The organism is Zobellella denitrificans (assembly GCF_002237365.1).
GTDB lineage: Bacteria > Pseudomonadota > Gammaproteobacteria > Enterobacterales > Aeromonadaceae > Oceanimonas > Oceanimonas denitrificans.
Genome location: NZ_NMUO01000010.1, coordinates 23,741 through 48,187, shown reverse-complemented (window position 1 = coordinate 48,187; position 24,447 = coordinate 23,741). Strand labels below are relative to the sequence as shown.

Genomic DNA, 24,447 nt, shown 5'->3' with positions numbered 1-24,447 from the left:
TGTCTCGGCTCAGGGTCGCGTATCTTACGCATTTTTTGGGATGCTGAAAAGGTCACAAATTGACCGGATCGCATTTTTTTATAAGTCAAGATGCAGGGGCATTTTTTGTGTAAAAAACCGGCTGGTTGCCCTTGCCGGCGCGGCCTGGCGGCGGCTGGGCCGGCCGCCGGAACGGCCTGTCAGCGCTTGTGGCCGCTCAGGCGGGACCACTCCTCCCGGAACACCGGGGCTTCCATGTCGAACCACTGCCGGTACACCTGGTTCAGGCCCCCGGCCTGGGTCTCCAGTATGCCGGAGAGGGCCAACTGGCCGCCGGGCCGGACCAGCGAGCTGATCAGCGGCGACAGCTCCTTGAGCGGTCCCGCCAGGATATTGGCCACCACCAGATCGGCCTGCAGCCCCTCGGGCTGATCCTGCGGCAGGTAGACGCGCAGCCGCTCGGCCACGCCGTTGCGCTCGGCGTTGTCCCGGCTGGCCTGCAGCGCCTGGGGGTCGATGTCGATGCCGATCACCTCCTTGGCACCCAGCTTGAGCGCCGCCAGCCCCAGGATGCCGGAGCCGCAACCGAAGTCGATCACCGTCTTGCCGGCCAGCTCCTGGCCGTCCAGCCACTCCAGGCACAGCGCCGTGGTGGGGTGGGTGCCGGTGCCGAAGGCCAGCCCCGGATCCAGCATGACGTTGACCGCCTCCGGCTCCGGCACCTCGCGCCAGCTCGGGCAGATCCACAGCCGCCGGCCGAAGCGCATGGGATGGAAGCTGTCCATCCACTCCCGCACCCAGTCCTTGTCTTCCAGCTGTTCCACCTTGTACACCAGATCCTTGCGGTAGAACTTGCGCATAAAGTCGATCACCGGCGCCGGATCGGTCTCGGCGTCGAACAGGCCGATCACCACGGTGTCGTCCCACAGCAGGGTTTCACCGGGCAGGGGCTCGAACACCGGCTTGTCTTCGGCGTCCATGTAGGTCACCGCCTGGGCGCCGCGCCCCATCAGCATGTTGCTGACCTTGTCGGCGGTCTTTTCGGTGGCGTTGATGCGAATTTGTATCCAGGGCATGGCGTCGTTTCATGAATCTGTAAAGGGAAGATTCTACCATCGGTGTGGCCTGCTGTCCTGTCGGCAGGCAGACCTTACCTTGTGAATCGGACTGGATTCGGCCCCGGCCGCGCATTGCGGCCGGGGCGTTTTTCATGGTGGCCGGCGGCGGTCTCAGTGCCGGCCGAACAGGCGGCGCACCTCGTCCGGCGGGGGCGCCGTCAGCAGGGAGCCGAGCACATAGGCCAGGCCCGAGAGCGCCAGGCTGGGCACGATGGCGTGCAGGCCCAGGAGCTTGATGCCGAAGTGCAGCAGCAGGCCGTAGCCGAGCGCCCCCGTGACCATGGAAGCCAGTGCCCCCGCGCTGTTGCCGCGCCACCAGTAGAGCCCCAGCACCAGCGGCCAGAAGAAGATGGCCTGCAGCGCGCCGAAGGCCATCAGGTTGAGCCAGATGATCATGTCCGGCGGACTCAGGGCCGCCCACAGCACGATAAGCCCCAGCACCAGGGTCACCAGCCTGCTGGCGCCCTTGATGGCGGCGGGCGAGGGCGGGGTGCGGCTCAGGTAGTTGAGGTAGAGATCCTTGACCAGGGTGGCCGAGGCCTGGATCAGCTGGGAGTCGATGGTCGACATGATGGCGGCCATGGGGCCGGCCAGGAAGAGCCCGGCCACCAGCGGCGGCAGCACCGCCAGCATCAGGGTGGGCATCACCTTGTCGGGCACGGTGAGATCGGGTACCAGCACCCGCCCCAGGGCGCCGGCGAAATGCATGCCGAACATCAGCAGGGCGCCCACCAGGGTGCCGATGACGATGCCCCTGTGCATGGCGGCGCTGTCCTTGTAGGCCAGGCAGCGCACCGCCGAATGGGGCAGGCCGATGACCCCGAAACACACCAGTACCCAGAATGACAGCATAAAGCTGATGCCGAGCATCTCGTCCGGCCCTTGCGGGCGGACCAGGCCGGGATCGATCTCGGCCAGCCCGGCGAACAGGGCCGCCGCCCCGCCGCCGGCGTGCAGTACCCCGGCCAGCAGCACCAGGGTGCCGAGCAGCATCAGCACCCCCTGCACCGCATCGGTGATCACCACGGCGCGAAAGCCGCCGATCAGGGTATAGAGCAGCACCGTCACCGCGAACAGCACCAGGCCGCCCTCGTAGGGCAGGCCGGTCACGGTTTCCAGCAGCCGGGCGCCACCGATAAACTGCACCACCATGGTGGCGACGAAGGCGGCGAGCAGGCCGAGCGCCGCCAGCACCACCACCAGCGGGCTCTGGTAGCGGGCCAGGAGCATGTCGTTGATGGTGAGCGCCTCTACCCGGCGGGCGATATGGGCGAACTGCTTGCCCAGCACGCCCAGGGTGAGCCAGACCGTCGGCACCTGGATCATGGCCAGCAGCACCCAGCCCAGTCCCAGCCGGTAGGCCGCGCCCGGCCCTCCGATAAAGGAAGAGGCGGAGGCATAGGTGGCCACCATGGTCATGGCCAGCACGAAGCCGCCCATGGATCTGTTGCCGAGGAAGTAGTCCTGCACGAAACCACCCCGGGCCGGGCGGCGGCCGAGCCAGACGCCCAGGCCCAGCATGGCGGCCAGGTAGATGACCAGGGGGAGCAGCAGCTCAGGATTCATGGTGGTCTCCCAGGGCGACGGGCCTGAAGCAGACTCGTACCATCAGGGCGCACAGCAGCACGAACAGCAGCGGATTGAACAGGCAGCTCAGCACAAACCACAGCGGCCAGCCGGCCAGGGTCAGCCCGGGCGGCACCAGATAGGCGGTGGCGGCCCAGCCGGCCAGATAGAGCAGGGCGAGCAGCACGCTGAGCAGGGCTTCGCGCCGGGCCACGGATACAATGGGATTCATTATGCGGGCTTAAGCCTGGTATTCCTCGCCGGCGGCGGCGACGAAGGCGATTTCCACCAGGTAGCCGGGGTTGGCCAGCTCCGCCTTGACGCAGGCGCGGCTGGGTGCCGTGCCGGGTGCGAACCAGGCGTCCCACACCGCGTTGAAGGCGGCCAGGTTGGCGAAGTCGGTCAGGTAGATGGTGGCGGACAAGAGCTGCGTCTTGTCGCTGCCGACCTTGGTCAGGGCCAGCTCGGCCTGGGCCAGCACCTGGGCCGTCTGCCCCCGGATATCGGCACCGAGGTCGCCCTCCGGCACCTCGACGAAATGGGCGATGCCGTTGAACACGGTAATGTCGGACCAGCGCTGGGCCGGGTTGATGCGATGGATCTTCATGCTATGACTCTGTCAGGTGGGCTTCGGGCGGATATTCTAGCGGGAAAGGCGCTGCCTGGAAAACGCGGCCGGACACTGCTTTGTCCAGGGGTCAACTGATGGGATCGAAAACGGCAACGGGCTGAGCCATGCCTGGCGAGGTCGAATAAATTCGACCTTACAAATACAGCAACGGCGCCTTGCGGCGCCGTTGCGAGGGGCTTGAGGCCGCCAGTCTTACAGACCCAGCTTCTTCTCGAGATAGTGGATGTTGGTTCCGCCGTTGCGGAAGTTCTCATCGCTCATGATCTCTTTGTGCAGCGGGATATTGGTCTTGATGCCGTCGATCACCAGCTCGTTCAGGGCGTGCTTCATGCGGGCGATGGCGATGTCGCGGTTTTCGCCGTAGCAGATCAGCTTGCCGATCATGGAGTCGTAGTAGGGCGGCACCCGGTAGCCGGCGTAGATGTGGGAGTCCCAGCGCACGCCCAGGCCACCCGGCGAGTGGAAGCGCTTGATCTCGCCCGGGCTGGGGATAAAGGTCTGCGGATCTTCGGCGTTGATGCGGCACTCGATGGCGTGGCCGCGCACCACCACCTGCTCCTGGGTGATGGACAGGGGCTGGCCGGCGGCGACGCGCAGCTGCTCCTTGATCAGATCCACGCCGGTGATCATCTCGGTCACCGGGTGCTCCACCTGGATACGGGTGTTCATCTCGATGAAATAGAACTCGCCGTTCTCGTAGAGGAACTCGAAGGTACCGGCACCGCGGTAGCCGATATCGACACAGGCCTTGCAGCAGCGCTCGCCGATGAACTTGCGCATCTCGGCGGTAATGCCCGGGGCCGGGGCCTCTTCCACCACCTTCTGGTGGCGGCGCTGCATGGAGCAGTCGCGCTCGGCCAGGTGGATGGCGTTGCCCTGGCCGTCGGCCAGCACCTGGATTTCGATATGGCGCGGGTTCTCCAGGAACTTCTCCATGTACACCATGTCGTTGCCGAAGGCAGCACCGGCCTCGGCCTTGGTCATGGCGATGGCCTTTTCCAGCTCGCTCTCGGCACGCACCACCCGCATGCCGCGGCCACCGCCGCCGCCGGCGGCCTTGATGATCACCGGGTAGCCGATGCGCTTGGCGATGGTGGCGTTCTTCTTGGCATCCTCACCGATGGGGCCGTCGGAGCCGGGTACGCAGGGTACGCCGGCCTTCTTCATGGCTTCGATGGCGGACACCTTGTCGCCCATCAGGCGGATGGTGTCGGCACGGGGACCGATAAAGATAAAGCCGGACTTCTCCACCTGGTCGGCGAAGTCGGCGTTTTCCGCCAGGAAGCCGTAACCGGGGTGGATGGCCACGGCGTCGGTCACCTCGGCGGCGGCGATGATGGAGGGCACGTTCAGGTAGGACTGGTTGGCCTGGTTGCCACCGATGCAGATGGACTCGTCGGCCAGCAGCACATGCTTGAGTTCACGGTCCGCGGTGGAATGCACCGCCACCGTCTTGATCCCGAGCTCCTTGCAGGCGCGCAGTATCCGCAGGGCAATTTCACCGCGGTTGGCGATGACTACTTTATCCAGCATGGCAATTCCTTATTCGATGATGAACAGGGGCTCGTCGAACTCGACCGGCTGGCCGTTGTCGACCAGGATGGCCTTGAGCACGCCGGACTTGTCGGCTTCGATCTGGTTCATCATCTTCATGGCTTCGACGATGCACAGGGTGTCGCCGGCCTTGACGCTCTGGCCCACTTCCACGAAGTTCTTGGCGCCCGGGCTGGGCGCGCGGTAGAAGGTGCCCACCATGGGGGAGCGCATCACGTGGCCGCTCAGTTCGGGCTCGGCTTCGGCAACCGGGGCCGGGGCGGGATTGCCCGGATTGGCGGGTGCGGCCGGAGCCGGGGCGGCCTGCACATGATACTGGGGTACGGCCATGGCCGGCGCCGGGGCGCCGTAGCGGCTGATGCGAACGGACTCTTCCCCTTCGGAGATTTCCAGCTCGGCGATGCCGGATTCTTCAACCAGTTCGATCAGTTTTTTGATTTTACGAATATCCATGAGCGTTCTCTTTGTTTGTTGGTGCTGTGCAGAAATCAACGGCGGGCCAGATAACGGGCCGCCGCTTCAAGGGCAAATTCGTAACCATCGGCGCCCAGGCCGCAGATCACCCCCACCGCCTTGTCGGCCAGGTAGGAATGGTGGCGGAAAGGCTCGCGGGCGTGCACATTCGACAGGTGCACCTCGATAAAGGGGATCTTCACCCCCAGGAGGGCGTCGCGAATGGCCACGCTGGTGTGGGTAAAGGCGGCGGGATTGATGATAATGAAATCCTGCTTGCCAAAGGCCTGGTGGATGGCGTCGATAAGCTGGTATTCCGCATTGGATTGCAGGTGGCTGAGTTCGATATCGCGTTTGCCGGCCTGTTCGGTCAGCCGGGCCACGATGTCGCTCAGGCTGTCCTGACCGTAAATGCCGGGTTCGCGCTGGCCCAGCAGGTTCAGGTTGGGACCGTTGAGCAGCAGAATTCGGAATTTATCGGCCATTATGCAGCAATCCTCGTCAATCTTGCGGGTTACACATCGGGTCACATGGAGCCTAGCCGGTTTTGGCCCCGATGGGCAACCAAAATCGTGCCGTTTGGCTCGGTGCGCCCAATTATAGTGATTTCATGAAAATTGACAGCATTTTACTGGTCTAATGACCTGATAAAGTGTGACGGGGCAGGGCAAGGCGGGCTGCTTTGGTCAGCTTTTGTCCGTTGGTCAAGGGCGGAAACGACAACGCCGCCCGAAGGCGGCGTTGGATGAGCGGAGCCTGGCTCAGGCGACCCGGCTGCGTTCTTCGATCAGCCGGTCGACCACGCCCGGATCGGCCAGGGTGGAGGTATCGCCCAGGGAGTCGGTCTCGCCGGTGGCGATCTTGCGCAGGATGCGGCGCATGATCTTGCCGGAGCGGGTCTTGGGCAGGCCCTCGGCCCAGTGGATCACGTCCGGGGTGGCGATGGGACCGATTTCCTTGCGCACCCAGTCCTTCACCTCTTTGTGCAGCTCGGCGGAGGGCACTTCGCCGGCGTTGAGGGTGACATAGGCGTAGATGCCCTGGCCCTTGATCTCGTGGGGCACACCGACCACGGCGGCCTCGGCGATCTTGGGATGGGCCACCAGGGCCGATTCGATCTCGGCGGTGCCCATGCGGTGGCCGGACACGTTGAGCACGTCGTCCACCCGGCCGGTGATCCAGTAGTAGCCGTCCTCGTCGCGGCGGGCGCCGTCACCGGTGAAGTAGGTGCCGGGGAAGGTGGAGAAGTAGGTCTGCTCGAAGCGGTCGTGATCGCCGAACACGGTGCGCATCTGGCCTGGCCAGGAGTCGAGGATCACCAGGTTGCCGTCGGTGGCGCCCTGCAGTACCTGGCCTTCGCCGTCCACCAGCGCCGGCTGCACGCCGAAGAAGGGACGGGTGGCGGAGCCGGGCTTGAGATCGGTGGCGCCGGGCAGCGGGGTGATCAGGATGCCGCCGGTCTCGGTTTGCCACCAGGTGTCGACGATGGGGCAGCGCTCGTCGCCGATCACCCGGTAGTACCATTCCCAGGCCTCGGGGTTGATGGGTTCGCCCACCGAGCCCATGATGCGCAGGCTGGCGCGGCTGGTGCCTTCCACCGCCTCATCGCCCTTGGCCATAAAGGCGCGGATGGCGGTGGGGGCGGTGTAGAGGATGTTGACCTGGTGCTTGTCGACGATTTGCGCCATGCGGTTGGTCTTGGGGTAGTTGGGCACCCCCTCGAACAGCAGGGTGGTGGCGCCGTTGGCCAGGGGGCCGTAGATCAGGTAGCTGTGGCCGGTGATCCAGCCCACGTCGGCGGTGCACCAGTAGATGTCGCCCGGGTGGTAGTCGAACACGTACTTGAAGGTCATGGCCGCGTACACCAGGTAGCCGCCGGTGGTGTGCAGCACGCCCTTGGGGGTGCCGGTGGAGCCGGAGGTATAGAGGATGAACAGCGGATCCTCGGCGTTCATTTCCTCGGGCGGACAGTCGGGGCGGGCGGCCTGGGTGGCTTCATGCCACCAGAGGTCCCGGTGCTGGTGCCAGGCGATGTTGCCGCCGGTGCGGCGGTAGACGATGACCTTTTCCACCGTGTCCACCTTGGGATTGGTCAGGGCCTCGTCCACATTGGCCTTGAGCGCCACCCGGCGGCCGCCACGCAGGCCCTCGTCGGCGGTGATCACCACCTTGGCCCTGGAGTCGATGATGCGACTGGCCAGGGCGTCGGGGGAGAAGCCGCCGAACACCACCGAGTGCACGGCGCCGATGCGGGTACAGGCCAGCATGGCCACGGCGGCTTCGACCACCATCGGCATGTAGATGCTGACCACGTCGCCCTTCTTCACCCCCTGGGCCTTGAGCACATTGGCGAAGCGGCATACCTGCTCGTGCAGTTCCCGGTAGGTGACTTTCTTGTCTTCCTCGGGGCTGTCGCCTTCCCAGATGATGGCGATGTCGTCGGCCCGGGTGGCCAGGTGGCGGTCGATACAGTTGGCGGACAGGTTGAGGGTGCCGTCCTCGAACCACTTGATGCTGATATGGCCGGGGTCGTAGGAGGTGTTCTTGACCTTGGTGTAGGGCCTGATCCAGTCGATTTGCTTGCCCTGCTCGCCCCAGAAGGCATCGGGATCCTCGATGGACTGGCGATACATGGACTGATAGCCGGCCTCGTCCAGCAGGGCGTGCTGGGCGATATGGGCCTTGACCGGATGAACCTTGACTTCACTCATTATTCCGCTCCTTGGTGCAATAACCATTGTGTAACAAGGTGACGCAGATGGTCGCCTGGCTCAATTAGACTTTCGGCTAGCGATGCAACATCGCCATCACAACCCGGTGCTGGCTTGTTGCCGTTTTGTTTACCCCAGTATACGGTCTTGTTGTCGACAATCCAGCCCGGAATGGCCCGGTTTCAGGCCGCCCGGCGCTGGCGCAGCTTGAGGAACATCAGCGCCGTGGTCAGGGCATCGCCGAAGGCGGTGTGGCGCTCGAGCAGGGGCACGCCGAGATCGAACGCCATGTGCTCGAAACCCAGGTTGGGCTCCACCTCCGGATTCTGCATCAGCCGTCGCCGGCGGTAGAGATGGGCCAGCTCGACATGGCGGTTGGGCAGGGGAAAGCCGAACCGCTCCCGGGTGAGCCGGCTCAGGATGGCGATGTCGAACAGCACGTGATAACCGAGCAGGGGGCGGTTCTGGATAAAGCCCAGCAACTGGGTCAGGGCCTGCTCCGGCGACAGGCCCTGGCGCAGATCCTGGTGGCGCAGGCCGTGGATGCGGATGCTGTCGCCGGTGAGCTTGGGGCTGGCGGCCAGGGTCAACTCCAGCCGCTGGCTGGTAAGCACCCGGTTGCCCTTGACGGGCACGGCGGCGATGCTGAGCACGTCCGCCTGGCGGGGATCCAGGCCGGTGGTTTCGGTGTCGAGGGCGATGATCTCGTCACCCTTGTAGGGTTCGAACAGGTGCCGCCAGGGGGTGTGGGCGAACTTGCGGGCCAGCCAGAGGCGCTTGAGCGGCAGCATCAGAGGTTCCGGATCTGGAAGTGAAACTCCAGCTGCTGCTTGAGCTTCTTCACCACGTGCAGGGCGTGGCGCAGCAGGTCCCGGTGGTGACGGGGCAGGCGGGCGGCGTCTATCTGCTGGCTCAGGCCGTCGCCACCCCGGGCCAGTTGCTGCTCCAGCCGCAACTGCCAGAACAGGATGAGGGCGGCGCTGAGGTTGTCGGCAAAGTCCGGCTCGAAGATGCCCTTGTCGGTGAGCAGGCGGATTCGCTCTAGGGTGCCGTTTTCGGTGATGCCCTGCTCCAGGGCCAGGGCCCGTACCCCCTGTACTATGGGGAAGATGCCGCCGCGCTTGATGTCCAGGCCTTGCTCGGACTGCTTGATATCGCCGAAGAAGGTCAGCGGCGTGTGAAACCTGAGCGCCTGGGCGGCGAATTCGCTCAGCAGCAGCTCCTGGCCGCGCACCGCCTCCAGCAGCTGTTTTTGCAGCTGGCGCACCAGGGATTCCCGCCCGGCGATAAAATGCGGCTCGCTGAGGATGGCCAGTTGCATATGGCTGTGGGGGGTATTCTGGCGAACCCAGAGGCGGATCCGTTCCTGCCAGGCGCTCAAGGAGTGTACCCACTCCGGGTTGTTGACCATCACCTTGCCCGGGCAGGGCGGGTAGCCGAGCCGCTCCAGGTAGCGGCTGAACTGCTCGGCGAAGGGCAGGATCTCGGCCGCGTCCAGCCCGTCCTCCAGCACCAGGGCGTTGTCCTGATCCGTCTTCAGGATCTGCTCGCCCCGGCCTTCGCTGCCCAGCACCATCAGCGCCAGCCGCTCGTGGTAGCGGGCCGGAAAGGCGAACTCGAAGGCCTTGCGCATCAACTGCTCGTTGAGGCTGGCCAAGAGCTTCATGATAAAGGGCAGGCGTACCCCGTTGTTGTGCAGGTTTTCCACCAGCATGCCGAGGGTGGCGGCGGCCTCGGCCAACTCGTCGATGCTGCCGGCCCGCAGGATACGCAGCCCCAGCACATGGGAATGGGTGGAGAACTGGCTGAGCAGCTGGGTCATCTCCAGTATGCCCACCAGCTGTTCCTGCTCCTTGACCGCCACCCGCTCTATCTTGTGGCGGATCATCAGCATCAGGGCGTTGAACAGGAAGTCGCCCTTCTGCACCGCAATCAGGTTGAAGCTGGCCAGCTCGTGCACCGGCTCGGTGTTGGGCTTTTCCTCGAGCACGGCGCCGTAGAGCAGATCGGTGCCGGTCAGCATGCCGAAGCTGCCGTCGTGGGTGACGATCAGCGACTCCAGGTGATGGGTTTTCAGCAGCAGGGTGGCCTGGTAGAGGGAGGTCTGGCCGTCGATCACCATGGCCGGCTGGATATTGCCGTTGTCGATGCGGGTGAGGATGAATTCCGACAGGTTCTTCTGGGAAGAGACGGTCCGTTGCCGGCCCTGCAGATCCCGCTGGAACCAGGCGGCGAAATCCGGGTTGTCGGTCATCAGGGTGAGAAAGGCCTGGGTGGGCAGCACGAAGCACAGGGTTTCTTCCAGCGCCACGTAGCTGTGGCGGCACTCGCCGTCGAACTGGCCGCGGATGTCGAACAGATCGTCGGTGGTATAGTGGGCGCAGATCTCGTTGCGTTCGGCGTGACGCTCCTCCACCACCCCCTTGAGGATGATATGCAGGCTGTCGATCAGCTGGCCCGGGCGCAGTATGGTCTCGCCCCGGTCGAAATAGGCGATATCGGTCTGATCGAGCAGGTCCTGGCGCTGCTCGGCGGTCAGGGTGTCGAAGGGGGGATGATCGAAGTTGAACTGATCCTGCATGTGCGGCTCCTTGCCCCGGCGTTCACCTCCAGTATCGCCGCCGCCCGGGGGCTGTCCAGCCGACTTTAGTCGCAGTACAGGAGCCCTCGACCGGAGGCGTGGCTATCTAAAAACTCACGACCAAAAGACAAACCGCCGGCCACTGGCCAGCCTTATCGGGGAATCGTTAAGGGTGGACGTATTTATCTGAATTTTCACATTGCCTTCTACGCTATGGCCGCCCCGGAGAAATGGAATGCCCGCCGTTGCGTGAACAGGCCGAGAGATCCTCAAGAAAGGCACGCAGGATAGGCGGTGGGGTAACGCCACGACGGGTGACAACGTCAAAGGGCGATATCAACCGCAACTCTGTGGCGGCCAACTGACGCATGTCGCCGGTTTTTACCCACTGAGCGGCGAAGTGCACGGGCAGGAAACCCAGATAGGCGCCAGAGATAATCAGGATAGCCAGGGCTTCTATGTTGTCCACCGTCGCGGCCGCCTTGTCGACTCTGAGCAGATCCAGTTCCTGATCCTGCATGTAGCCTCTGACAACGATACGGCTGTTGCCAATTTGCCTGAGCAGCTCGGCCCCCTCTGCCGGATGGCTGTCAAGCGGATGGCGGCGTCCGCAAAACAGTCCGGATACTTCCTGATAGATCCTCGAATAGCACAGTCCGGAGACATGAATAGGGAAGTGCCCCACGGCCAGATGCAGGCGCCCGTCGAGCACTCGCTCCTCCAGCTCCGCCGGCGAGCCGATGTACACGTTGAGATGGACGTCGTGGCCCCTGGACACAAAGCGCTGGGTGGTTTGCGGTATGGGGGAGTCGGGATCTGTGATGGTGCTGTCGATAATCCCCAGGTTGAGCCTACCGCTGATCTGCTGTTTGAGCACGTCGGCGTCCATACAGAAATTTTCGACCGCCGCGAGCAGCCGCAGGGTCGCCTCGTGCACCGCCACGCCTTGCTCGGTCAGCCGAAAGCCGCTGCGCCCGCGCTGGCAGAGCTTGACCCCCAGCCTGGCTTCCAGATGGGCCATCTGTTCGCTGATGGTCGACTGACCGGAGTTGAGCGCCGCCTGGGCGGCGGAAAACCCCCCGCATTTGACGATGGTAGCGAACACCCTGAGCAGTTTCAGATCGACATCATGCAGCTGTATCACGCCCGTTTCCTCTACTAATTGCATCGGTAAATGCGATATGAATATCTGGAATTTATCATTTTCTTTACAAATATCCACGCATATAGTCACGTCAACGGCGTCGCGCTTCAGCGTCGCTCCCGTCAGTCAATGGAGATGCCTAACGATGTCGAACAACAGTTACGAATCCGGCCGCCTGAACCTGCCATTTGTGGGGCATTGCACCTTTGCCAAGTCGCCGGTCTGCACCGATTGGGAAGCCATCGATGCGGACGTGGCGATTCTCGGTGCGCCAAACGACATGGGCACCCAGTGGCGGCCCGGGGCGCGTTTTGGGCCGCGCGGGATCCGGGAGGCATCCACCCTGTTCTCCTTCGGACACGCGGGCGCCTACGACCACGAGGACGATGTGCTCTATCTGACCGCGGAGGATGTCCGCCTGGTCGACGTGGGGGATGCCGACATCGTGCATACCGATATGAATCGGAGCAATGCCAATATCGAGTACGCGGTGCGCCAGATCCTGCGAGCCGGAGCCATGCCGGTGGTGCTGGGAGGAGATCATTCTATTCATGCCCCGGTGATCAAGGCCTATGAGGGGCAGGGACCCATTCACATCATCCATTTCGATGCCCACCTGGATTTTGTCGATGAGCGTCATGGCGTGCGCTACGGCCATGGAAACCCGCTGCGGCGTGCGTCGGAGATGCCGCATATCACCGGCATGACGCAGCTGGGCATCCGCAACGTTTCCTCTTCCAACCGCGACGACTACCAGGCCGCCCGAGATGCCGGCTCGCACATTCTTTCGGTACGGGATGTGCGCCATCTCGGTACCGCCGGCGTACTGGAGACGATCCCCCAGGGCATCGATTATTACATCACCATCGACATCGACGGGTTCGATCCCTCCATTGCCCCCGGCACCGGTACCCCCAGCCATGGCGGGTTCCTCTATTACGAGGTGCTTGAAATCATACAGGCGCTGGCCAGGCGCAGCCGGGGGCGTATCGTCGGCATGGATCTGGTGGAAGTGGCGCCACCCTACGATCCGACAGGGATGACGTCGATCCTGGCGGCGCAACTGCTGATGAACAGCATCGGCTTCATTTTTCACGAGCGGGCACGGGCGCGCTGAGTGCGCCCGCAGGGCTTCCAGACAATCACTATGTGCCAGCGCCGACGTGCGCAGACTGGAGAACACGACATGGACAGCAAGGTAAAGCACTACTTACAGCATTTCGGGATCAGCGAAGCGACGCAGCGATTCCTCACCAAGCCCCAGAAGATGTTTATCGGTGGTGCCTGGGTGGAGGCCAGCGACGGCGCCAGCGCCGAGGTTGTCGAGCCTTATACCGAGGGTGTGCTGACTCGTATTCCCATGGCCACCAGGGCCGATCTTGAACGGGCTGTGCAGGCCGCCCGCGCCCAGTTCGACGGTGGAGCCTGGCGTCGGCTCAAACCGCTCGAGCGGGAGCGGCTGTTGCATCGGCTGGCCGATTTGATCGAGCTGAATGCCGCGGAGTTGGCCGAACTCGAGTCCATCGACACGGGCAAATCCGTTGTCCAGGCCCGGGAGGTTGATATCCAGGGCACCATCGACACCTTCCGATATTTCGCCGGTTGGGCCAGCAAGATCCACGGCCGCACCGCAGAGCCTTCTCTGCCGGGCAATTATCTGGCCTACACGCGCAAGGAGCCGGTTGGCGTGGTCGGTGTCATCGTGCCCTGGAACTTCCCGTTGCAGACCCTGTCCTGGAAGCTTGGGGCGGCACTGGCATGCGGTTGTACCCTGGTGGTCAAACCGGCCGAGCTGACCTCGCTGTCAGCGCTGCGCTTCGCCGAACTGGTGCAGGAAGCCGGCATTCCGGATGGGGTGGTCAATATCGTCACCGGTCGCGGCAGCGTGGTGGGTGAGGCCATGTCGACCCATCCGGGTATCGACAAGCTGAGTTTTACCGGCTCCACTCCGGTGGGCTGCACCGTGGGCAAGGCGGCCATGGATCAAATGAAGCGGCTGACCCTGGAGCTGGGCGGCAAGTCGCCGGTGCTGGTGCTGGCCGACGCCGATGTCGCCGCTGCCGCCCGGGCCGTGGCCAATGGCGCCTTCTTCAATTCCGGCCAGGTCTGTGATGCCGGTACCCGGGCCTATGTCCATCGCAGTATCTATGACCAGTTCCTGCGCGAGTTCGTTGACTACACCCGCACTTTGAAACTGGCGCCGGGCCTGGACCCCGACTGTTTTATCGGCCCGCTGGTCTCCAGGCAGCAGCAGGAACGGGTGCTGGATTATATCGAGATCGGCCGGCGAGAAGGCGCCGAACTCTACTACGGGGGGCAGCCAGCCGAGGGGCCCGGCTATTTCGTCGAGCCGACCGTCTTCGTGAACTGTCGTAATGATATGCGCATTGTGCGGGAAGAAATTTTCGGTCCCGTTCTGGTCACGGCTCCTTTCGACGATGAAGAGCAAGCCGTGGCGCTGGCCAACGACTCGCCCTTCGGGCTGGCGGCGGCCCTTTACTCCAACGATCTCGGGCGAGTTCACCGCCTGATCCCGCTGTTGCAGGCAGGCACCGTGTATGTCAACGCGCACAGCACCATAGATCCGTCTATGCCGTTCGGCGGCTACAAGCAGTCCGGTTATGGCAAGGATCTTGGCGCTGAACAGCTCGACTACCTGCTGGAGACCAAGGCGGTCTGGATAACGCTGCCCTGAGCAGCACGCCAGGCCATCACCAGCCAGCACAGACATCAGATGCCGGATGCATCGCGGCGCTCGCCAGAGCACCACCGGAAACAACCAGGAGGTTATACCCCGATGAAAAATCAAGCAGACATCGCAAGGGCTCAGGAGCTGGAAAGGCGTATACGCGTCTACGAGGAAATGGAGAAGAACGATGAATGGCCTGGTGCGCTGCGCGCGGCGGACTACATCGCCATCATCCTGATGACGCTGGTACTGGTCATCGGCTGCTACCTGTGGGGGTACTGAGTCATGACGCAGCATGAGCACATCAATCACAGCCTGGAGGCGGAACGCGGTGACACGCCGCTGCTGCCCTCCGAGCGGGTGTGGGGCTTCTGGGAGTTCAGCTATGCCAACTCGGCCCTGGCCATTGCTACCTGGGCCTTCCTGATCGGCGGTGCGACCGCGCTGTTTGTCGGTCCGAGGGAAGGTATTGCCGCCATCATCATCGGCAATATTCTGGGGGTATTGCTGGCGACCTTCTCGACCTGCGTGCCCTGCGGCAAGTATGGCACCGAGCAGTTCACCTTCCTGCGCAGCATGTTCGGCGCCAATGGCAGCCGTCTGGTCTACGTCCTGGCGGTGGTACTGCTGACCATGGGCTGGCTGGCCGTACTGGGGCTGATGTTCGGCCGTTCCATCGATGGCCTGGGCTCGCTGATCAGCGATCACCAGACGGATCCCAATGGTGTCCTGGTGCTGGCAGCCGGTGCCTTTGCCATCCTGCTCACCGCATTGGTGGTGGCCAGGGGACCGACCTCGATCAAGGTGTTCAATACCATAGTCGCTCCCGCCCTGGTGCTGATCATGGGGGTCATGCTTTATCTGATCCTTGGCCAGCATTCGTTTGCCGAACTGATGGCTCTGCCGGCTCTGGATGCGCCCTTCGACAGTAAACGCGTCAACTTCATGATCGCGGTGGAAGTGAACATGGCGGCCGGCTTTTCCTGGTGGCCCTATATCGGCAACCTGGCCCGGTTGAGCAAGAACCAGCGGACGGCGTTCTGGCCGAACATCATTGGTATATTCTGTGCGGCGGCGCTGGGCGAAGTGGTGGGCCTGCTGGCGGCGGCGGCACTCGGCAACAGTGATCCGACGGTGTGGATGACGCACATCGGTGGTCTGGTGTTCGGCATTATCGCCCTGGGCTTTGTGGCCTTCGCCAACGTGACCAGCATGATCAACATCCTCTACACCGCTATTGTCGGGCTGCGTCAGCTCGCCGGTGCCGGGCTACGGGCGCTGAAGTGGGAATTGCTGGTGGTGGCGTTTTGCATAGTGCCGGTGCTGATCGTGCTCCTTGGCCCGGGCATCTACGACGGCTTCTTTATCTTCCTGGTATGGACCTCCGCGCTGAACAGTGCGCTGGCGGGGATCGGTATTGCCGATTACTTTTTTCTGCGCCGTCAACGCCTGAACCTGCGCTACCTCTATACCCATGAGCGGCAATCGCCCTATCACTACTGGAAAGGCATCAATCCGATAGCCCTGGTGGCACTGGTGGCTGGTTTCGCCATCTACGTGGTGCTGTTTAACCCGCAGACCCTGGCCAACACCGAGTTGTTCACCTTCATTTCGGCTTCCATCCCGTCCTGCGCCCTCGCCGGGCTATTGCACTATGGCCTGACCCGGGCGCTTGCCGCCCGCCTGGGCTGGGGGGCCTACCCTCAGGGCGACCAAGGGCGGGCCGAGATGCTCGATTCCAATGTACGAGGTTTCAGCAATGACTAAGCATTACGACTACATCATAGTGGGGGCGGGCTCTGCCGGCTGTGTGCTGGCTAACCGCCTGAGCGAAGACCCCGCCACCTCGGTGCTGGTGCTGGAGTATGGCGGCAGCGATCGCAGTGTGCTGATCCAGATGCCCAGCGCCTTCTCGATTCCAATGAATACCAAGAAGTTCAACTGGCGCTATCAGACCGAGCCGGAGCCCTTTCTCAACGGGCGGCGCGTGCACTGCCCAAGGGGAAAGGTGTTGGGGGGGTCTTCGTCGATCAATGGGCTGGTATACATTCGGGGCCATGCCTATGACTTTGATGAATGGGAGCAGCTCGGCGCCAGAGGCTGGGGTTACCGCCATTGTCTGCCCTATTTCAAGCGGGCCGAGAGTTACGAACTGGGAGGGGACGACTATCGGGGGGACGCCGGTCCCCTTGGCACCACCAACGGCAATCGGATGCAGAACCCATTGTATCGCGCCTGGGTCGAGGCCGGGGTCGAGGCGGGGTATATCAAGACCGAGGACACCAATGGCTTTATGCAGGAAGGCTTCGGTGCCATGCACATGACGGTGAAAAACGGGGTGCGTTGCTCTACCGCCAACGCCTACCTGCGACCGGCAATGGGACGGCCCAACCTGACCGTGGTCACCCAGGCCATGACGCGGCGGATCCTCCTTGAAGGCAAGCGCGCGGTCGGGGTCGAATACGACTGCGCGGGCAGGATGCACCGGGTCTATTGCAACCGTGAAGTGCTGGTGGCATCCGGACCCATAGGTTCACCGCATCTGCTGCAACGCTCCGGCATAGGCCCGGCCGACGTGCTGCGTCAGGCCGGTATCGAACTGCAGCATGAGCTGCCCGGCGTCGGTGAGAACCTGCAGGATCATGCGGAGGTCTACATCCAGTTTGGCTGCAAGCAACCGCTGACCCTGAACGGCAAGATGGATCCGCTGAGCAAGCTGATGATTGGTCTGCGCTGGCTGTTGTTCAAGGATGGCCTGGGTGCCACCAATCACTTTGAGGCGGGGGGCTTTATCCGCTCCGAGCAGGGACTGCGCTGGCCCGACATCCAGTTTCATTTCTTACCCGCCGCCATGCGTTACGATGGCAACAAGCCGATCAAGGGCCATGGTTTCATGGTGTTGACCGGGCCGAACAAGCCAAAGAGCCGGGGATATGTACGGGCCCGCTCGGCCGACCCTTACGAGCATCCGCGGATCCTCTTCAACTACCTGCAACGGGAAGAGGACAGGGAAGGCTTTCGCCGCTGTGTGCGACTGACCCGGGAAATCATCGGCCAGCCGGCGATGGATCCTTTCCGCGATCGGGAGATCGCCCCCGGCCCCGAGGTGCAAAGCGATGCGGAGATCGATGCCTTCGTGCGCGACAACCTGGAAAGCACTTATCACCCCTGCGGCACCTGCCGCATGGGCGAAGACGAGATGGCGGTAGTCGACTCCGAACTGCGTGTTCACGGCCTCCAGGGGCTGAGGGTGATCGATTCGTCGGTGTTCCCCACCGAGCCTAACGGTAATCTCAATGCGCCGACCATTATGCTGGCCGAGCGAGCTGCCGATTTGGTCCGCGGGTGTGAACCCTTGACCGCGTCGGAAGTGGAGATCGGGCTTGCCCCCAACTGGGAAACAGCACAGCGCAGCCGAGAGCCGGTGCGCAAGGTGGGAAACTGACTCGCCCGTGACTTGCCGGGTGGACTGACATCCGGTCGGGGGGCGACGCTTGCCCGGGTTACAGCAACAACCGCTCGGCGAACCAGATCACGGTAAGGTAGCGGCCGGCCTTGCCGATAAACACCAGGGTCACGAACAGGGCCAGCCGCACCCGCATCACCCCGGCGATAAAGGTGAGGGGATCGCCCACCACCGGCAGCCAGCCCAGCAGCAGGGTCCAGACCCCGAAGCGGTTGAACCAGTGCTGGGCCCGGGCCAGCTGCACCGGCTTGACCGGAAACCAGCGCCTGTCCTGGTAGTGCAGCAGGTACTTGCCCAGCCACCAGTTGACCACCGAACCCAGGGTGTTGCCCACGCTGGCCAGGGCCCAGAGCAGCACGGCGGCGTCGGGCTGGCGGCTGAGCACCGCCGTCAGCACCACCTCGGAAGCGAAGGGGGCCACGGTGGCGGCCAGCAGGCTGCTGGCGAAGACGATAAAAAAATCCATCAGCCGCGCATGAGCCAGAGATAGAGGCCGAAGCCGAGCCAGCTCAGCGCCAGCAGCAGCCAGGGCAGCAGGGCGCTGGATGACGGGGCCTGCGCCTCGTCCAGCGGCAAGGCCTCGTCCGCCGCATCTTCATCCTGGCGGCGGGCCTGCTGTTTGCGCGCCTTGTCGGCGGCGCGGGCCTTCGCCTTCTGCTGCTTCTTGTATTCCTCTATGCCCTTCTGGATGCCCTGGGCGATCAGCCGGGTCTGCTCCTTGGTCTGGCCCGGGCGTTGGGTGGCCCGGGCGATGCGCTCGGCCTCGCTCTGGGTCTGGGGCGAGGCCTCGGCGGGCCTGTTCTTTTGGTAACGCATCAGTCGGCCACGTTGTTGAGGTAGTGCAGATCCATGCTGAACATGGCCTGCAGCAGTTCGGCGGCGGCGGCATAGAAGCCGAACTCGTCCTGCTCCCGGCAGGCGGCCGCGAAGGTGGGCAGCCAGCCGATGATCAGCTGGTTGGCCAGCTCCCGCTGCTGGTCGAGCAGGGCCCGGCGTGCCGGCTCGTCCCCCCGCTCGGCGGCACCGGCGGCGGCCAGGGCCAGGGTGCCCATCATTTCCAGCTGGTTGCAGACATTGAGTGGATCGTCATCGTCCAGGTGCGTGCCATGCTGCTTGAGCAGCACCGACATCAGCACCAGGGCTTCGTCTTCCGGCGGCGCCAGGGTCGAGGTGTCCAGCAGCGAGGGTTGGCCGAACAGCCGGCCGTACTGCTCAGTCAGTTCCGCATGGGGTTTTTTCAGCCGGGCCACCCGCTCGGCCTGCCGGCGAAAGGCCTCGGTGGCGGCCTTCAGGGGATCCAGGGTGGCCAGGCTGTCCAGGAAGGCGTGCATGTCGTAGCCGCTGAACTCGCGGATCTCGCTGTCGGCCAGGGGGGCGGCGAAGAGGGCGGTAAACCAGTGATAGAGTTCGGCTCGGCGGTGCGAGGTAACCATGAAATCTTGCATATTCCCCTCAACATTTGTTTGGGTGCCCGGCGCGGCCGGCGGATCCCGTCGCCACGGGCGAAAACGCCTATTCTATCGGGTTTGGGCGCTATATCCAGCCCGTGGCCCGGTAGCGGGAGCATGATGAGCTTGTTATGCTCCCTTCAACTTTTTGTGAACTTTTCAACATAAAGATAAAAAAATGTTGATAACTTCCTCACCGGGGCTAGGCCGGGCCGCGCCTTGGGGGTAAACTCTAGCCCCAACAGTGATAACCGCACGAGTCAGGAGAAACGGATGTTAAAGCGTGACATGAATATCGCCGATTATGATCCCCAGCTGTGGCAGGCCATCAGCGATGAAACCCAGCGTCAGGAAGAGCATATCGAGCTGATTGCTTCCGAAAACTACACCAGCCCCCGGGTGATGCAGGCGCAGGGTTCCCAGCTGACCAACAAGTACGCCGAAGGCTACCCGGGCAAGCGTTTCTACGGCGGCTGCGAGTATGTCGACATCGCCGAAGAGCTGGCCATCGAGCGCGCCAAGCAGCTGTTCGGCGCCACCTACGCCAACGTCCAGCCCCACTCCGGCTCCCAGGCCAACGCCGCCGTCTTCATGGCCCTGGTCAAGCCCGGCGACACCGTCATGGGCATGAACCTGGCTCACGGTGGCCACCTGACTCACGGCTCTCCCGCCAACTTCTCCGGCAAGATGTACAACATCATCCCCTACGGCATCAACGAGCAGGGCGTGCTGGATTACGAAGAGATGGAGCGCCTGGCGGTCGAGCACAAGCCCAAGATGATCATCGGTGGCTTCTCCGCCTTCTCCGGCCTGGTCGACTGGGCGCGCATGCGCGAAATCGCCGACAAGGTCGGTGCCTGGTTCATGGTGGACATGGCCCACGTGGCGGGCCTGATCGCCGCCGGTCACTACCCGAGCCCGATCGCCCACGCCCACGTGGTGACTTCCACCACCCACAAGACCCTGGCCGGTCCCCGTGGCGGCCTGATCCTGTCCGCCTCCAACGACGAAGAGCTGGAGAAGAAGCTGAACTCCGCCGTCTTCCCCGGCGGCCAGGGCGGTCCCCTGATGCATATCATCGCCGCCAAGGCGGTGGCCTTCAAGGAAGCCATGGAGCCCGAGTTCAAGGAGTACCAGGGCCAGGTGCTGAAGAACGCCCAGGCCATGGCCGACGAGTTCCAGAAGCGCGGCTACAAGGTGGTGTCCGGCGGTACCCACAACCACCTGTTCCTGCTCGACCTGATCGACAAGGACATCACCGGTAAGGAAGCCGACGCCGCCCTGGGCCGCGCCTTCATCACCGTGAACAAGAACGCCGTGCCCAACGATCCGCGCTCTCCGTTCGTGACGTCCGGCATCCGTATCGGTACCCCGGCGGTGACCCGCCGCGGCTTCAAGGAAGCCGAGGTGCGCGAGCTGGCCAACTGGATCTGCGACGTGCTCGACAACATCAACGACGACGCCACCATCGCCCGGGTGAAGGAGCAGGTACTGGATATCTGCCGCCGCTTCCCGGTCTATGCCTGATTGTCGTTGACGGCAATATCAAACGGGGTCTTCGGACCCCGTTTTGTTAGGGCCGGGATTAGGGACTGGGGATTGGGGACTGGTTAATCCCGAGTCCCTAATCCCCAGTCCCCGTCCCACTGGCAATCTCCAACCCGCTTCTTTACACTAGGGCCATCGCCGGCTCCGCGGAGGCACCATGCACTGCCCCTTCTGTAACGCAACCGAAACCAAGGTCATCGACTCCCGTCTGGTGGGGGACGGCCTGCAGGTACGCCGGCGGCGGGAATGCAATGCCTGCAGGGAGCGGTTTACCACCTTCGAGACCGCCGAGCTGGTGATGCCCCGCGTGATCAAGACCACCGGCATTCGCGAGCCCTTCAACGAAGACAAGCTGGAAGCCGGCATGCAGCGGGCGCTGGAAAAACGGCCGGTCAGCACCGAGGCCATCGAGCAGGCCATCAGCCGCATCAAGTCCCAGCTGCGCGCCACCGGCGAGCGGGAAGTCAAGTCAGAGCTTATCGGCAACCTGGTGATGGAAGAGCTCAAGCAGCTCGACAAGGTTGCCTATATCCGCTTCGCCTCCGTTTACCGCTGTTTCGAGGATCTGCGCCAATTCGGCGAGGAAATAGCCCGTCTGGAGCAATAAGTGTTCAGCAAAGAAGATGCGTCCTGGATGGCCAGGGCGCTAACCCTGGCCGGTCGCGGCCGCTTTACCACCAGCCCCAATCCGGCGGTGGGCTGCGTTATCGTCCATGAAGGCGAACTGGTCGGCGAGGGCCATCACCAAAAAGCCGGCGAACCCCACGCCGAGGTGTTCGCCCTGCGCCAGGCCGGCTCCCGTGCCCGGGGCGCCACCGCCTACGTCACCCTGGAGCCCTGCTCCCACCACGGCCGCACCCCGCCCTGTGCCCAGGGCCTGATCGACGCCGGAGTGGCCCGGGTGGTGGCGGCCATGGTGGATCCCAACCCCCGGGTCGCCGGGCGGGGACTGGCCATGCTGCAGGCGGCGGGCATCCGGGCCGAGGCCGGCCTGATGACGGCGGCGGCGGAGGCGGTCAACGTCGGCTTTCTGCACCGCATGCGCACCGGCCGGCCCTTCGTGACCGTCAAGCTGGCTGCCAGCCTCGATGGCCGTACCGCGTTGGCCAACGGCGAGAGCAAATGGATCACCGGCTCCGAGGCCAGGCGGGACGTACAGCGCCACCGGGCCCTGAGCTGCGCCGTGCTGTCCGGGGCCGACACCGTGCTGGCCGACGACGCCGCCCTCAACGTGCGCTGGCATGAGCTGCCCGCCTCGGTGCGGGAGCAGTACCCCGAGGCCGGGCTGCGCCAGCCGCTGCGCATCCTGATCGACAGCCGCAACCGGCTGCATCCGGGGCTGAGGCTGTTCGCCGTGCCCGGCCCCGTATTGCTGCTGCGCGGCCGGGTGAGCGGCGGCTTCGGCCCCCAGGTGGAAGAATGCGTCTTGCCGCTCGCCGACAACGGCAAACTCGACCTGCCGCTGCTGCTCGACGAACTGGGCCGGCGCCAGCTGAACCAACTGTGGGTGGAGGCGGGGGCTACCTTGTGCGGCGCCCTGCTCGGCCAGGGGCTGGTGGACGAGTTGGTACTCTACCAGGCGCCCAAGCTGATGGGCAGCGGCGCCCGCGGCCTGTTCGAGCTGCCGGAGCTGACCGCCATGGATGCCGTGCCCCGGCTCGAATGGCGCGACTGCCGCCGGGTGGGTGGTGATCTTAAACTGACTGCAAGGGTAATAAACTGATGTTTACCGGTATCGTTGAAGCCACGGGCCTGCTTGCGGCCATCCGCCGTCAGGGCAAGGAGTCGGTGATCAGGATCCACTGTCCCGGGCTGGACCTGTCCGACGTCAAATTGGGCGACTCCATCGCCACCAACGGCGTCTGCCTCACCGTCACCGAACTGGGCAAGGACTACTACTGTGCCGACGTGTCCGGCGAAACCATCGCCCGCACCGGCTTCGCCGATTACCAGGCGGGGCAGAGGGTCAACCTGGAGAAGGCGCTGCTGCCCACCAGCCGGCTGGGCGGCCATATCGTCTCCGGCCATGTGGACGGGGTGGGGCGGGTGAAAAGCCGCGCCCGGCTCGGCAGCAGCCTGGAGCTGTGGGTGGAGGCGCCCGGGGAGCTGGCCCGCTATATCGCCGAAAAAGGCTCCATTACCGTCGACGGCATCAGCCTGACGGTGAACGCGGTGGCCGGGGCGGCCTTTAAACTGACCCTGGTACCCCATACATTACAAGAAACCACCCTGGACGACTGGCAACCGGGCCGGTCGGTCAACCTGGAGGTGGATATCATAGCCCGTTATCTGGAGCGCCTGCTGAGCGGTGCGCCCGCATCACCACAGGGCGGACTGACGCTGGCGACCCTGGCCGCCAGCGGATTCGTGAAATAACAAGGAGAACACCATGGCCTTAAGCAGTACCCAGGAAATCATCGACGATCTTCGTCAGGGCAAAATGGTCATCCTGATGGATGACGAGGACCGGGAAAACGAGGGCGACCTGATCATGGCCGCCGAGCATGTGCGGCCGGAAGACATCAACTTCATGGCCAAATACGGCCGGGGGCTGATTTGCCTGACCCTGACCGAGGCCCGTTGCCGCCAGCTGGATCTGCCGCTGATGGTCAGCCGCAACACCGAGCAGTTCTCCACCGCCTTCACCGTGTCCATCGAGGCCGCCGAAGGCGTTACCACCGGCATTTCTGCCGCCGACCGGGCCCGCACCGTGCAGGCGGCGGTGGCCAGGGATGCCAAGGCGGCGGATCTGGTGCAGCCGGGCCATATCTTCCCGCTCAAGGCCCAGAACGGCGGCGTGCTGACCCGCGCCGGCCACACCGAAGCGGGCTGCGACCTGGCGCGGCTGGCGGGACTGGAGCCGGCGGCGGTGATCGTCGAGATCCTGAACGAAGACGGCACCATGGCCCGGCGCCCGGATCTGGAGAAGTTCGCCGAACAGCATGGCATCAAGCTCGGCACCATCGCCGATCTGATCGAATACCGCAACCAGAACGAGACCACCATCGAGCAGGTGGCCCGCTGCCATCTGCCCACCGAATACGGCGACTTCGAACTGGTTACCTTCCGCGACACCATCGACAACCAGGTGCACTTCGCCCTGAAGAAGGGCGAGATCCAGGCCGAGCAGCCGACCCTGGTGCGGGTGCATATCCACGACGTGCTGACCGACGTGCTGATGACCGACCGCCACGCCGCCCGCACCTGGCCGCTGACCAAGTCCATGGCCCGCATCGCCGAGGAAGGCGGCGTGCTGGTGATCCTCGGCAAGGAGGAAACCCCGGATCACCTGCTGTCCCTGGTGCGCACCTTCGAGGCGGTGGACCGGGGCGAGCGGCCCGAGGGCGCCAAGTGGCAGGGCACCTCCCGCCGGGTGGGGGTGGGCTCGCAAATCCTGCGTGCCATGGGTGTGGGCAAGATGCGGCTGCTGAGTTCGCCCAAGCGCTACCATGCCCTGTCCGGCTTCGGCCTGGAAGTGGTGGACTACATCACCGACTGATGGCCGGCCCCCGATCACGAAGCCCGCTTCCGAGCGGGCTTTTTATTCGGCGCCGATTGA

Annotated in this window: 24 protein-coding genes; 10 read left to right on the top strand and 14 right to left on the bottom strand. The window is 63.9% G+C overall.

The features are described 5' to 3' along the window. Nucleotides 1-179: 179 nt before the first annotated feature. From prmA to CGX12_RS03955, 11 genes are all read right to left on the bottom strand, one after another. Entirely contained in the window at nt 180-1,055 is an 876-nt protein-coding gene (gene prmA, locus CGX12_RS04005; RefSeq protein WP_094038612.1) for a 50S ribosomal protein L11 methyltransferase, read from the bottom strand. Between the two features lie 153 nt (nt 1,056-1,208). Continuing rightward, the gene (panF, locus tag CGX12_RS04000; RefSeq protein ID WP_094038611.1) at nt 1,209-2,663 is read right to left on the bottom strand and encodes a sodium/pantothenate symporter; all 1,455 of its coding nucleotides are present in this window, start codon (nt 2,661-2,663) and stop codon (nt 1,209-1,211) included. Then, nucleotides 2,653-2,895, bottom strand: coding sequence for a DUF997 family protein (locus CGX12_RS03995; RefSeq protein WP_094038610.1), 243 nt, complete (start codon nt 2,893-2,895; stop codon nt 2,653-2,655). The genes panF and CGX12_RS03995 overlap by 11 nt, the downstream gene beginning before the upstream one ends. Nucleotides 2,896-2,904: 9 nt before the next feature. Further along, the gene (locus CGX12_RS03990) at nt 2,905-3,270 is read right to left on the bottom strand and encodes a RidA family protein (protein WP_094038609.1); all 366 of its coding nucleotides are present in this window, start codon (nt 3,268-3,270) and stop codon (nt 2,905-2,907) included. 216 nt (nt 3,271-3,486) lie between these two features. Further along, nucleotides 3,487-4,827: an acetyl-CoA carboxylase biotin carboxylase subunit gene (gene accC, locus CGX12_RS03985; RefSeq protein ID WP_094038608.1), complete on the bottom strand. Its 1,341-nt coding sequence runs from the start codon at nt 4,825-4,827 to the stop codon at nt 3,487-3,489. A gap of 9 nt (nt 4,828-4,836) precedes the next feature. Beyond that, nucleotides 4,837-5,301 (bottom strand): acetyl-CoA carboxylase biotin carboxyl carrier protein, encoded by a 465-nt coding sequence (gene accB, locus CGX12_RS03980; protein ID WP_094038607.1) that lies wholly within the window; start codon nt 5,299-5,301, stop codon nt 4,837-4,839. A gap of 35 nt (nt 5,302-5,336) precedes the next feature. Beyond that, on the bottom strand, nt 5,337-5,786 hold the full coding sequence (gene aroQ / locus CGX12_RS03975) for a type II 3-dehydroquinate dehydratase (protein ID WP_094038606.1): 450 nt from the start codon (nt 5,784-5,786) through the stop codon (nt 5,337-5,339). Between the two features lie 276 nt (nt 5,787-6,062). Then, nucleotides 6,063-8,012: an acetate--CoA ligase gene (gene acs, locus CGX12_RS03970; protein WP_094038605.1), complete on the bottom strand. Its 1,950-nt coding sequence runs from the start codon at nt 8,010-8,012 to the stop codon at nt 6,063-6,065. A gap of 182 nt (nt 8,013-8,194) precedes the next feature. Continuing rightward, the gene (locus tag CGX12_RS03965) at nt 8,195-8,803 is read right to left on the bottom strand and encodes a 3'-5' exonuclease (protein ID WP_094038604.1); all 609 of its coding nucleotides are present in this window, start codon (nt 8,801-8,803) and stop codon (nt 8,195-8,197) included. After that, nucleotides 8,803-10,593: a DUF294 nucleotidyltransferase-like domain-containing protein gene (locus CGX12_RS03960; RefSeq protein WP_094038603.1), complete on the bottom strand. Its 1,791-nt coding sequence runs from the start codon at nt 10,591-10,593 to the stop codon at nt 8,803-8,805. The genes CGX12_RS03965 and CGX12_RS03960 overlap by 1 nt, the downstream gene beginning before the upstream one ends. A 211-nt stretch (nt 10,594-10,804) precedes the next feature. Beyond that, nucleotides 10,805-11,737, bottom strand: coding sequence for a LysR family transcriptional regulator (locus CGX12_RS03955; protein ID WP_094038627.1), 933 nt, complete (start codon nt 11,735-11,737; stop codon nt 10,805-10,807). 145 nt (nt 11,738-11,882) lie between these two features. Between CGX12_RS03955 and speB the strand changes: the two genes are divergently transcribed. The 5 genes from speB to betA all read left to right on the top strand — a co-directional run bounded on the left by speB (nt 11,883) and on the right by betA (nt 17,871). Continuing rightward, the gene (gene speB, locus CGX12_RS03950) at nt 11,883-12,854 is read left to right on the top strand and encodes an agmatinase (protein WP_094038602.1); all 972 of its coding nucleotides are present in this window, start codon (nt 11,883-11,885) and stop codon (nt 12,852-12,854) included. Between the two features lie 69 nt (nt 12,855-12,923). Next, complete coding sequence (locus CGX12_RS03945; RefSeq protein WP_094038601.1) at nt 12,924-14,432, top strand: aldehyde dehydrogenase family protein; 1,509 nt, start codon at nt 12,924-12,926, stop codon at nt 14,430-14,432. Nucleotides 14,433-14,534: 102 nt separating this feature from the next. Then, nucleotides 14,535-14,708: a hypothetical protein gene (locus CGX12_RS19825; RefSeq protein WP_176441993.1), complete on the top strand. Its 174-nt coding sequence runs from the start codon at nt 14,535-14,537 to the stop codon at nt 14,706-14,708. Between the two features lie 3 nt (nt 14,709-14,711). Next, on the top strand, nt 14,712-16,193 hold the full coding sequence (locus CGX12_RS03940) for a cytosine permease (protein ID WP_094038600.1): 1,482 nt from the start codon (nt 14,712-14,714) through the stop codon (nt 16,191-16,193). Beyond that, complete coding sequence (gene betA / locus CGX12_RS03935; protein ID WP_094038599.1) at nt 16,186-17,871, top strand: choline dehydrogenase; 1,686 nt, start codon at nt 16,186-16,188, stop codon at nt 17,869-17,871. The genes CGX12_RS03940 and betA overlap by 8 nt, the downstream gene beginning before the upstream one ends. A gap of 58 nt (nt 17,872-17,929) precedes the next feature. On the opposite strand, the gene CGX12_RS03930 is transcribed toward betA, so the two are convergent. The 3 genes from CGX12_RS03930 to CGX12_RS03920 are packed head-to-tail and all read right to left on the bottom strand — an operon-like array spanning nt 17,930 to nt 19,325. Next, complete coding sequence (locus CGX12_RS03930; RefSeq protein WP_198401801.1) at nt 17,930-18,358, bottom strand: YqaA family protein; 429 nt, start codon at nt 18,356-18,358, stop codon at nt 17,930-17,932. Next, a complete protein-coding gene (locus CGX12_RS03925; protein ID WP_094038597.1) occupies nt 18,358-18,708 on the bottom strand; it encodes a DUF2956 family protein in 351 nt (116 codons plus the stop codon). Before CGX12_RS03925 ends, CGX12_RS03930 begins: the two co-directional genes overlap by 1 nt. Then, nucleotides 18,708-19,325 carry a molecular chaperone TorD family protein gene (locus tag CGX12_RS03920; protein ID WP_254918201.1) on the bottom strand — a complete coding sequence of 206 codons (618 nt, stop codon included), beginning with the start codon at nt 19,323-19,325 and terminating at the stop codon, nt 18,708-18,710. Before CGX12_RS03920 ends, CGX12_RS03925 begins: the two co-directional genes overlap by 1 nt. Before the next feature lie 288 nt (nt 19,326-19,613). Between CGX12_RS03920 and glyA the strand changes: the two genes are divergently transcribed. From glyA to ribBA, 5 genes are all read left to right on the top strand, one after another. Next, nucleotides 19,614-20,867 (top strand): serine hydroxymethyltransferase, encoded by a 1,254-nt coding sequence (gene glyA / locus CGX12_RS03915; RefSeq protein ID WP_094038595.1) that lies wholly within the window; start codon nt 19,614-19,616, stop codon nt 20,865-20,867. A 178-nt stretch (nt 20,868-21,045) separates the two neighbouring features. Further along, entirely contained in the window at nt 21,046-21,495 is a 450-nt protein-coding gene (gene nrdR / locus CGX12_RS03910; protein WP_094038594.1) for a transcriptional regulator NrdR, read from the top strand. Beyond that, on the top strand, nt 21,496-22,611 hold the full coding sequence (gene ribD / locus CGX12_RS03905) for a bifunctional diaminohydroxyphosphoribosylaminopyrimidine deaminase/5-amino-6-(5-phosphoribosylamino)uracil reductase RibD (RefSeq protein WP_094038593.1): 1,116 nt from the start codon (nt 21,496-21,498) through the stop codon (nt 22,609-22,611). Then, a complete protein-coding gene (locus CGX12_RS03900; protein ID WP_094038592.1) occupies nt 22,611-23,264 on the top strand; it encodes a riboflavin synthase in 654 nt (217 codons plus the stop codon). The genes ribD and CGX12_RS03900 overlap by 1 nt, the downstream gene beginning before the upstream one ends. Before the next feature lie 13 nt (nt 23,265-23,277). Continuing rightward, nucleotides 23,278-24,387, top strand: a complete 1,110-nt coding sequence (gene ribBA / locus CGX12_RS03895) for a bifunctional 3,4-dihydroxy-2-butanone-4-phosphate synthase/GTP cyclohydrolase II (RefSeq protein ID WP_094038591.1) — start codon at nt 23,278-23,280, stop codon at nt 24,385-24,387. The last annotated feature ends 60 nt before the right edge of the window (nt 24,388-24,447 follow it).

Coding starts and splice junctions, on each gene's coding strand:
- prmA (WP_094038612.1), bottom strand. CDS start 1,055: ATGCCCTGGATACAAATTCGCATCAACGCCACCGAAAAGACCGCCGAC.
- panF (WP_094038611.1), bottom strand. CDS start 2,663: ATGAATCCTGAGCTGCTGCTCCCCCTGGTCATCTACCTGGCCGCCATG.
- CGX12_RS03995 (WP_094038610.1), bottom strand. CDS start 2,895: ATGAATCCCATTGTATCCGTGGCCCGGCGCGAAGCCCTGCTCAGCGTG.
- CGX12_RS03990 (WP_094038609.1), bottom strand. CDS start 3,270: ATGAAGATCCATCGCATCAACCCGGCCCAGCGCTGGTCCGACATTACC.
- accC (WP_094038608.1), bottom strand. CDS start 4,827: ATGCTGGATAAAGTAGTCATCGCCAACCGCGGTGAAATTGCCCTGCGG.
- accB (WP_094038607.1), bottom strand. CDS start 5,301: ATGGATATTCGTAAAATCAAAAAACTGATCGAACTGGTTGAAGAATCC.
- aroQ (WP_094038606.1), bottom strand. CDS start 5,786: ATGGCCGATAAATTCCGAATTCTGCTGCTCAACGGTCCCAACCTGAAC.
- acs (WP_094038605.1), bottom strand. CDS start 8,012: ATGAGTGAAGTCAAGGTTCATCCGGTCAAGGCCCATATCGCCCAGCAC.
- CGX12_RS03965 (WP_094038604.1), bottom strand. CDS start 8,803: ATGCTGCCGCTCAAGCGCCTCTGGCTGGCCCGCAAGTTCGCCCACACC.
- CGX12_RS03960 (WP_094038603.1), bottom strand. CDS start 10,593: ATGCAGGATCAGTTCAACTTCGATCATCCCCCCTTCGACACCCTGACC.
- speB (WP_094038602.1), top strand. CDS start 11,883: ATGTCGAACAACAGTTACGAATCCGGCCGCCTGAACCTGCCATTTGTG.
- CGX12_RS03945 (WP_094038601.1), top strand. CDS start 12,924: ATGGACAGCAAGGTAAAGCACTACTTACAGCATTTCGGGATCAGCGAA.
- CGX12_RS19825 (WP_176441993.1), top strand. CDS start 14,535: ATGAAAAATCAAGCAGACATCGCAAGGGCTCAGGAGCTGGAAAGGCGT.
- CGX12_RS03940 (WP_094038600.1), top strand. CDS start 14,712: ATGACGCAGCATGAGCACATCAATCACAGCCTGGAGGCGGAACGCGGT.
- betA (WP_094038599.1), top strand. CDS start 16,186: ATGACTAAGCATTACGACTACATCATAGTGGGGGCGGGCTCTGCCGGC.
- CGX12_RS03930 (WP_198401801.1), bottom strand. CDS start 18,358: ATGGATTTTTTTATCGTCTTCGCCAGCAGCCTGCTGGCCGCCACCGTG.
- CGX12_RS03925 (WP_094038597.1), bottom strand. CDS start 18,708: ATGCGTTACCAAAAGAACAGGCCCGCCGAGGCCTCGCCCCAGACCCAG.
- CGX12_RS03920 (WP_254918201.1), bottom strand. CDS start 19,325: ATGGTTACCTCGCACCGCCGAGCCGAACTCTATCACTGGTTTACCGCC.
- glyA (WP_094038595.1), top strand. CDS start 19,614: ATGTTAAAGCGTGACATGAATATCGCCGATTATGATCCCCAGCTGTGG.
- nrdR (WP_094038594.1), top strand. CDS start 21,046: ATGCACTGCCCCTTCTGTAACGCAACCGAAACCAAGGTCATCGACTCC.
- CGX12_RS03900 (WP_094038592.1), top strand. CDS start 22,611: ATGTTTACCGGTATCGTTGAAGCCACGGGCCTGCTTGCGGCCATCCGC.
- ribBA (WP_094038591.1), top strand. CDS start 23,278: ATGGCCTTAAGCAGTACCCAGGAAATCATCGACGATCTTCGTCAGGGC.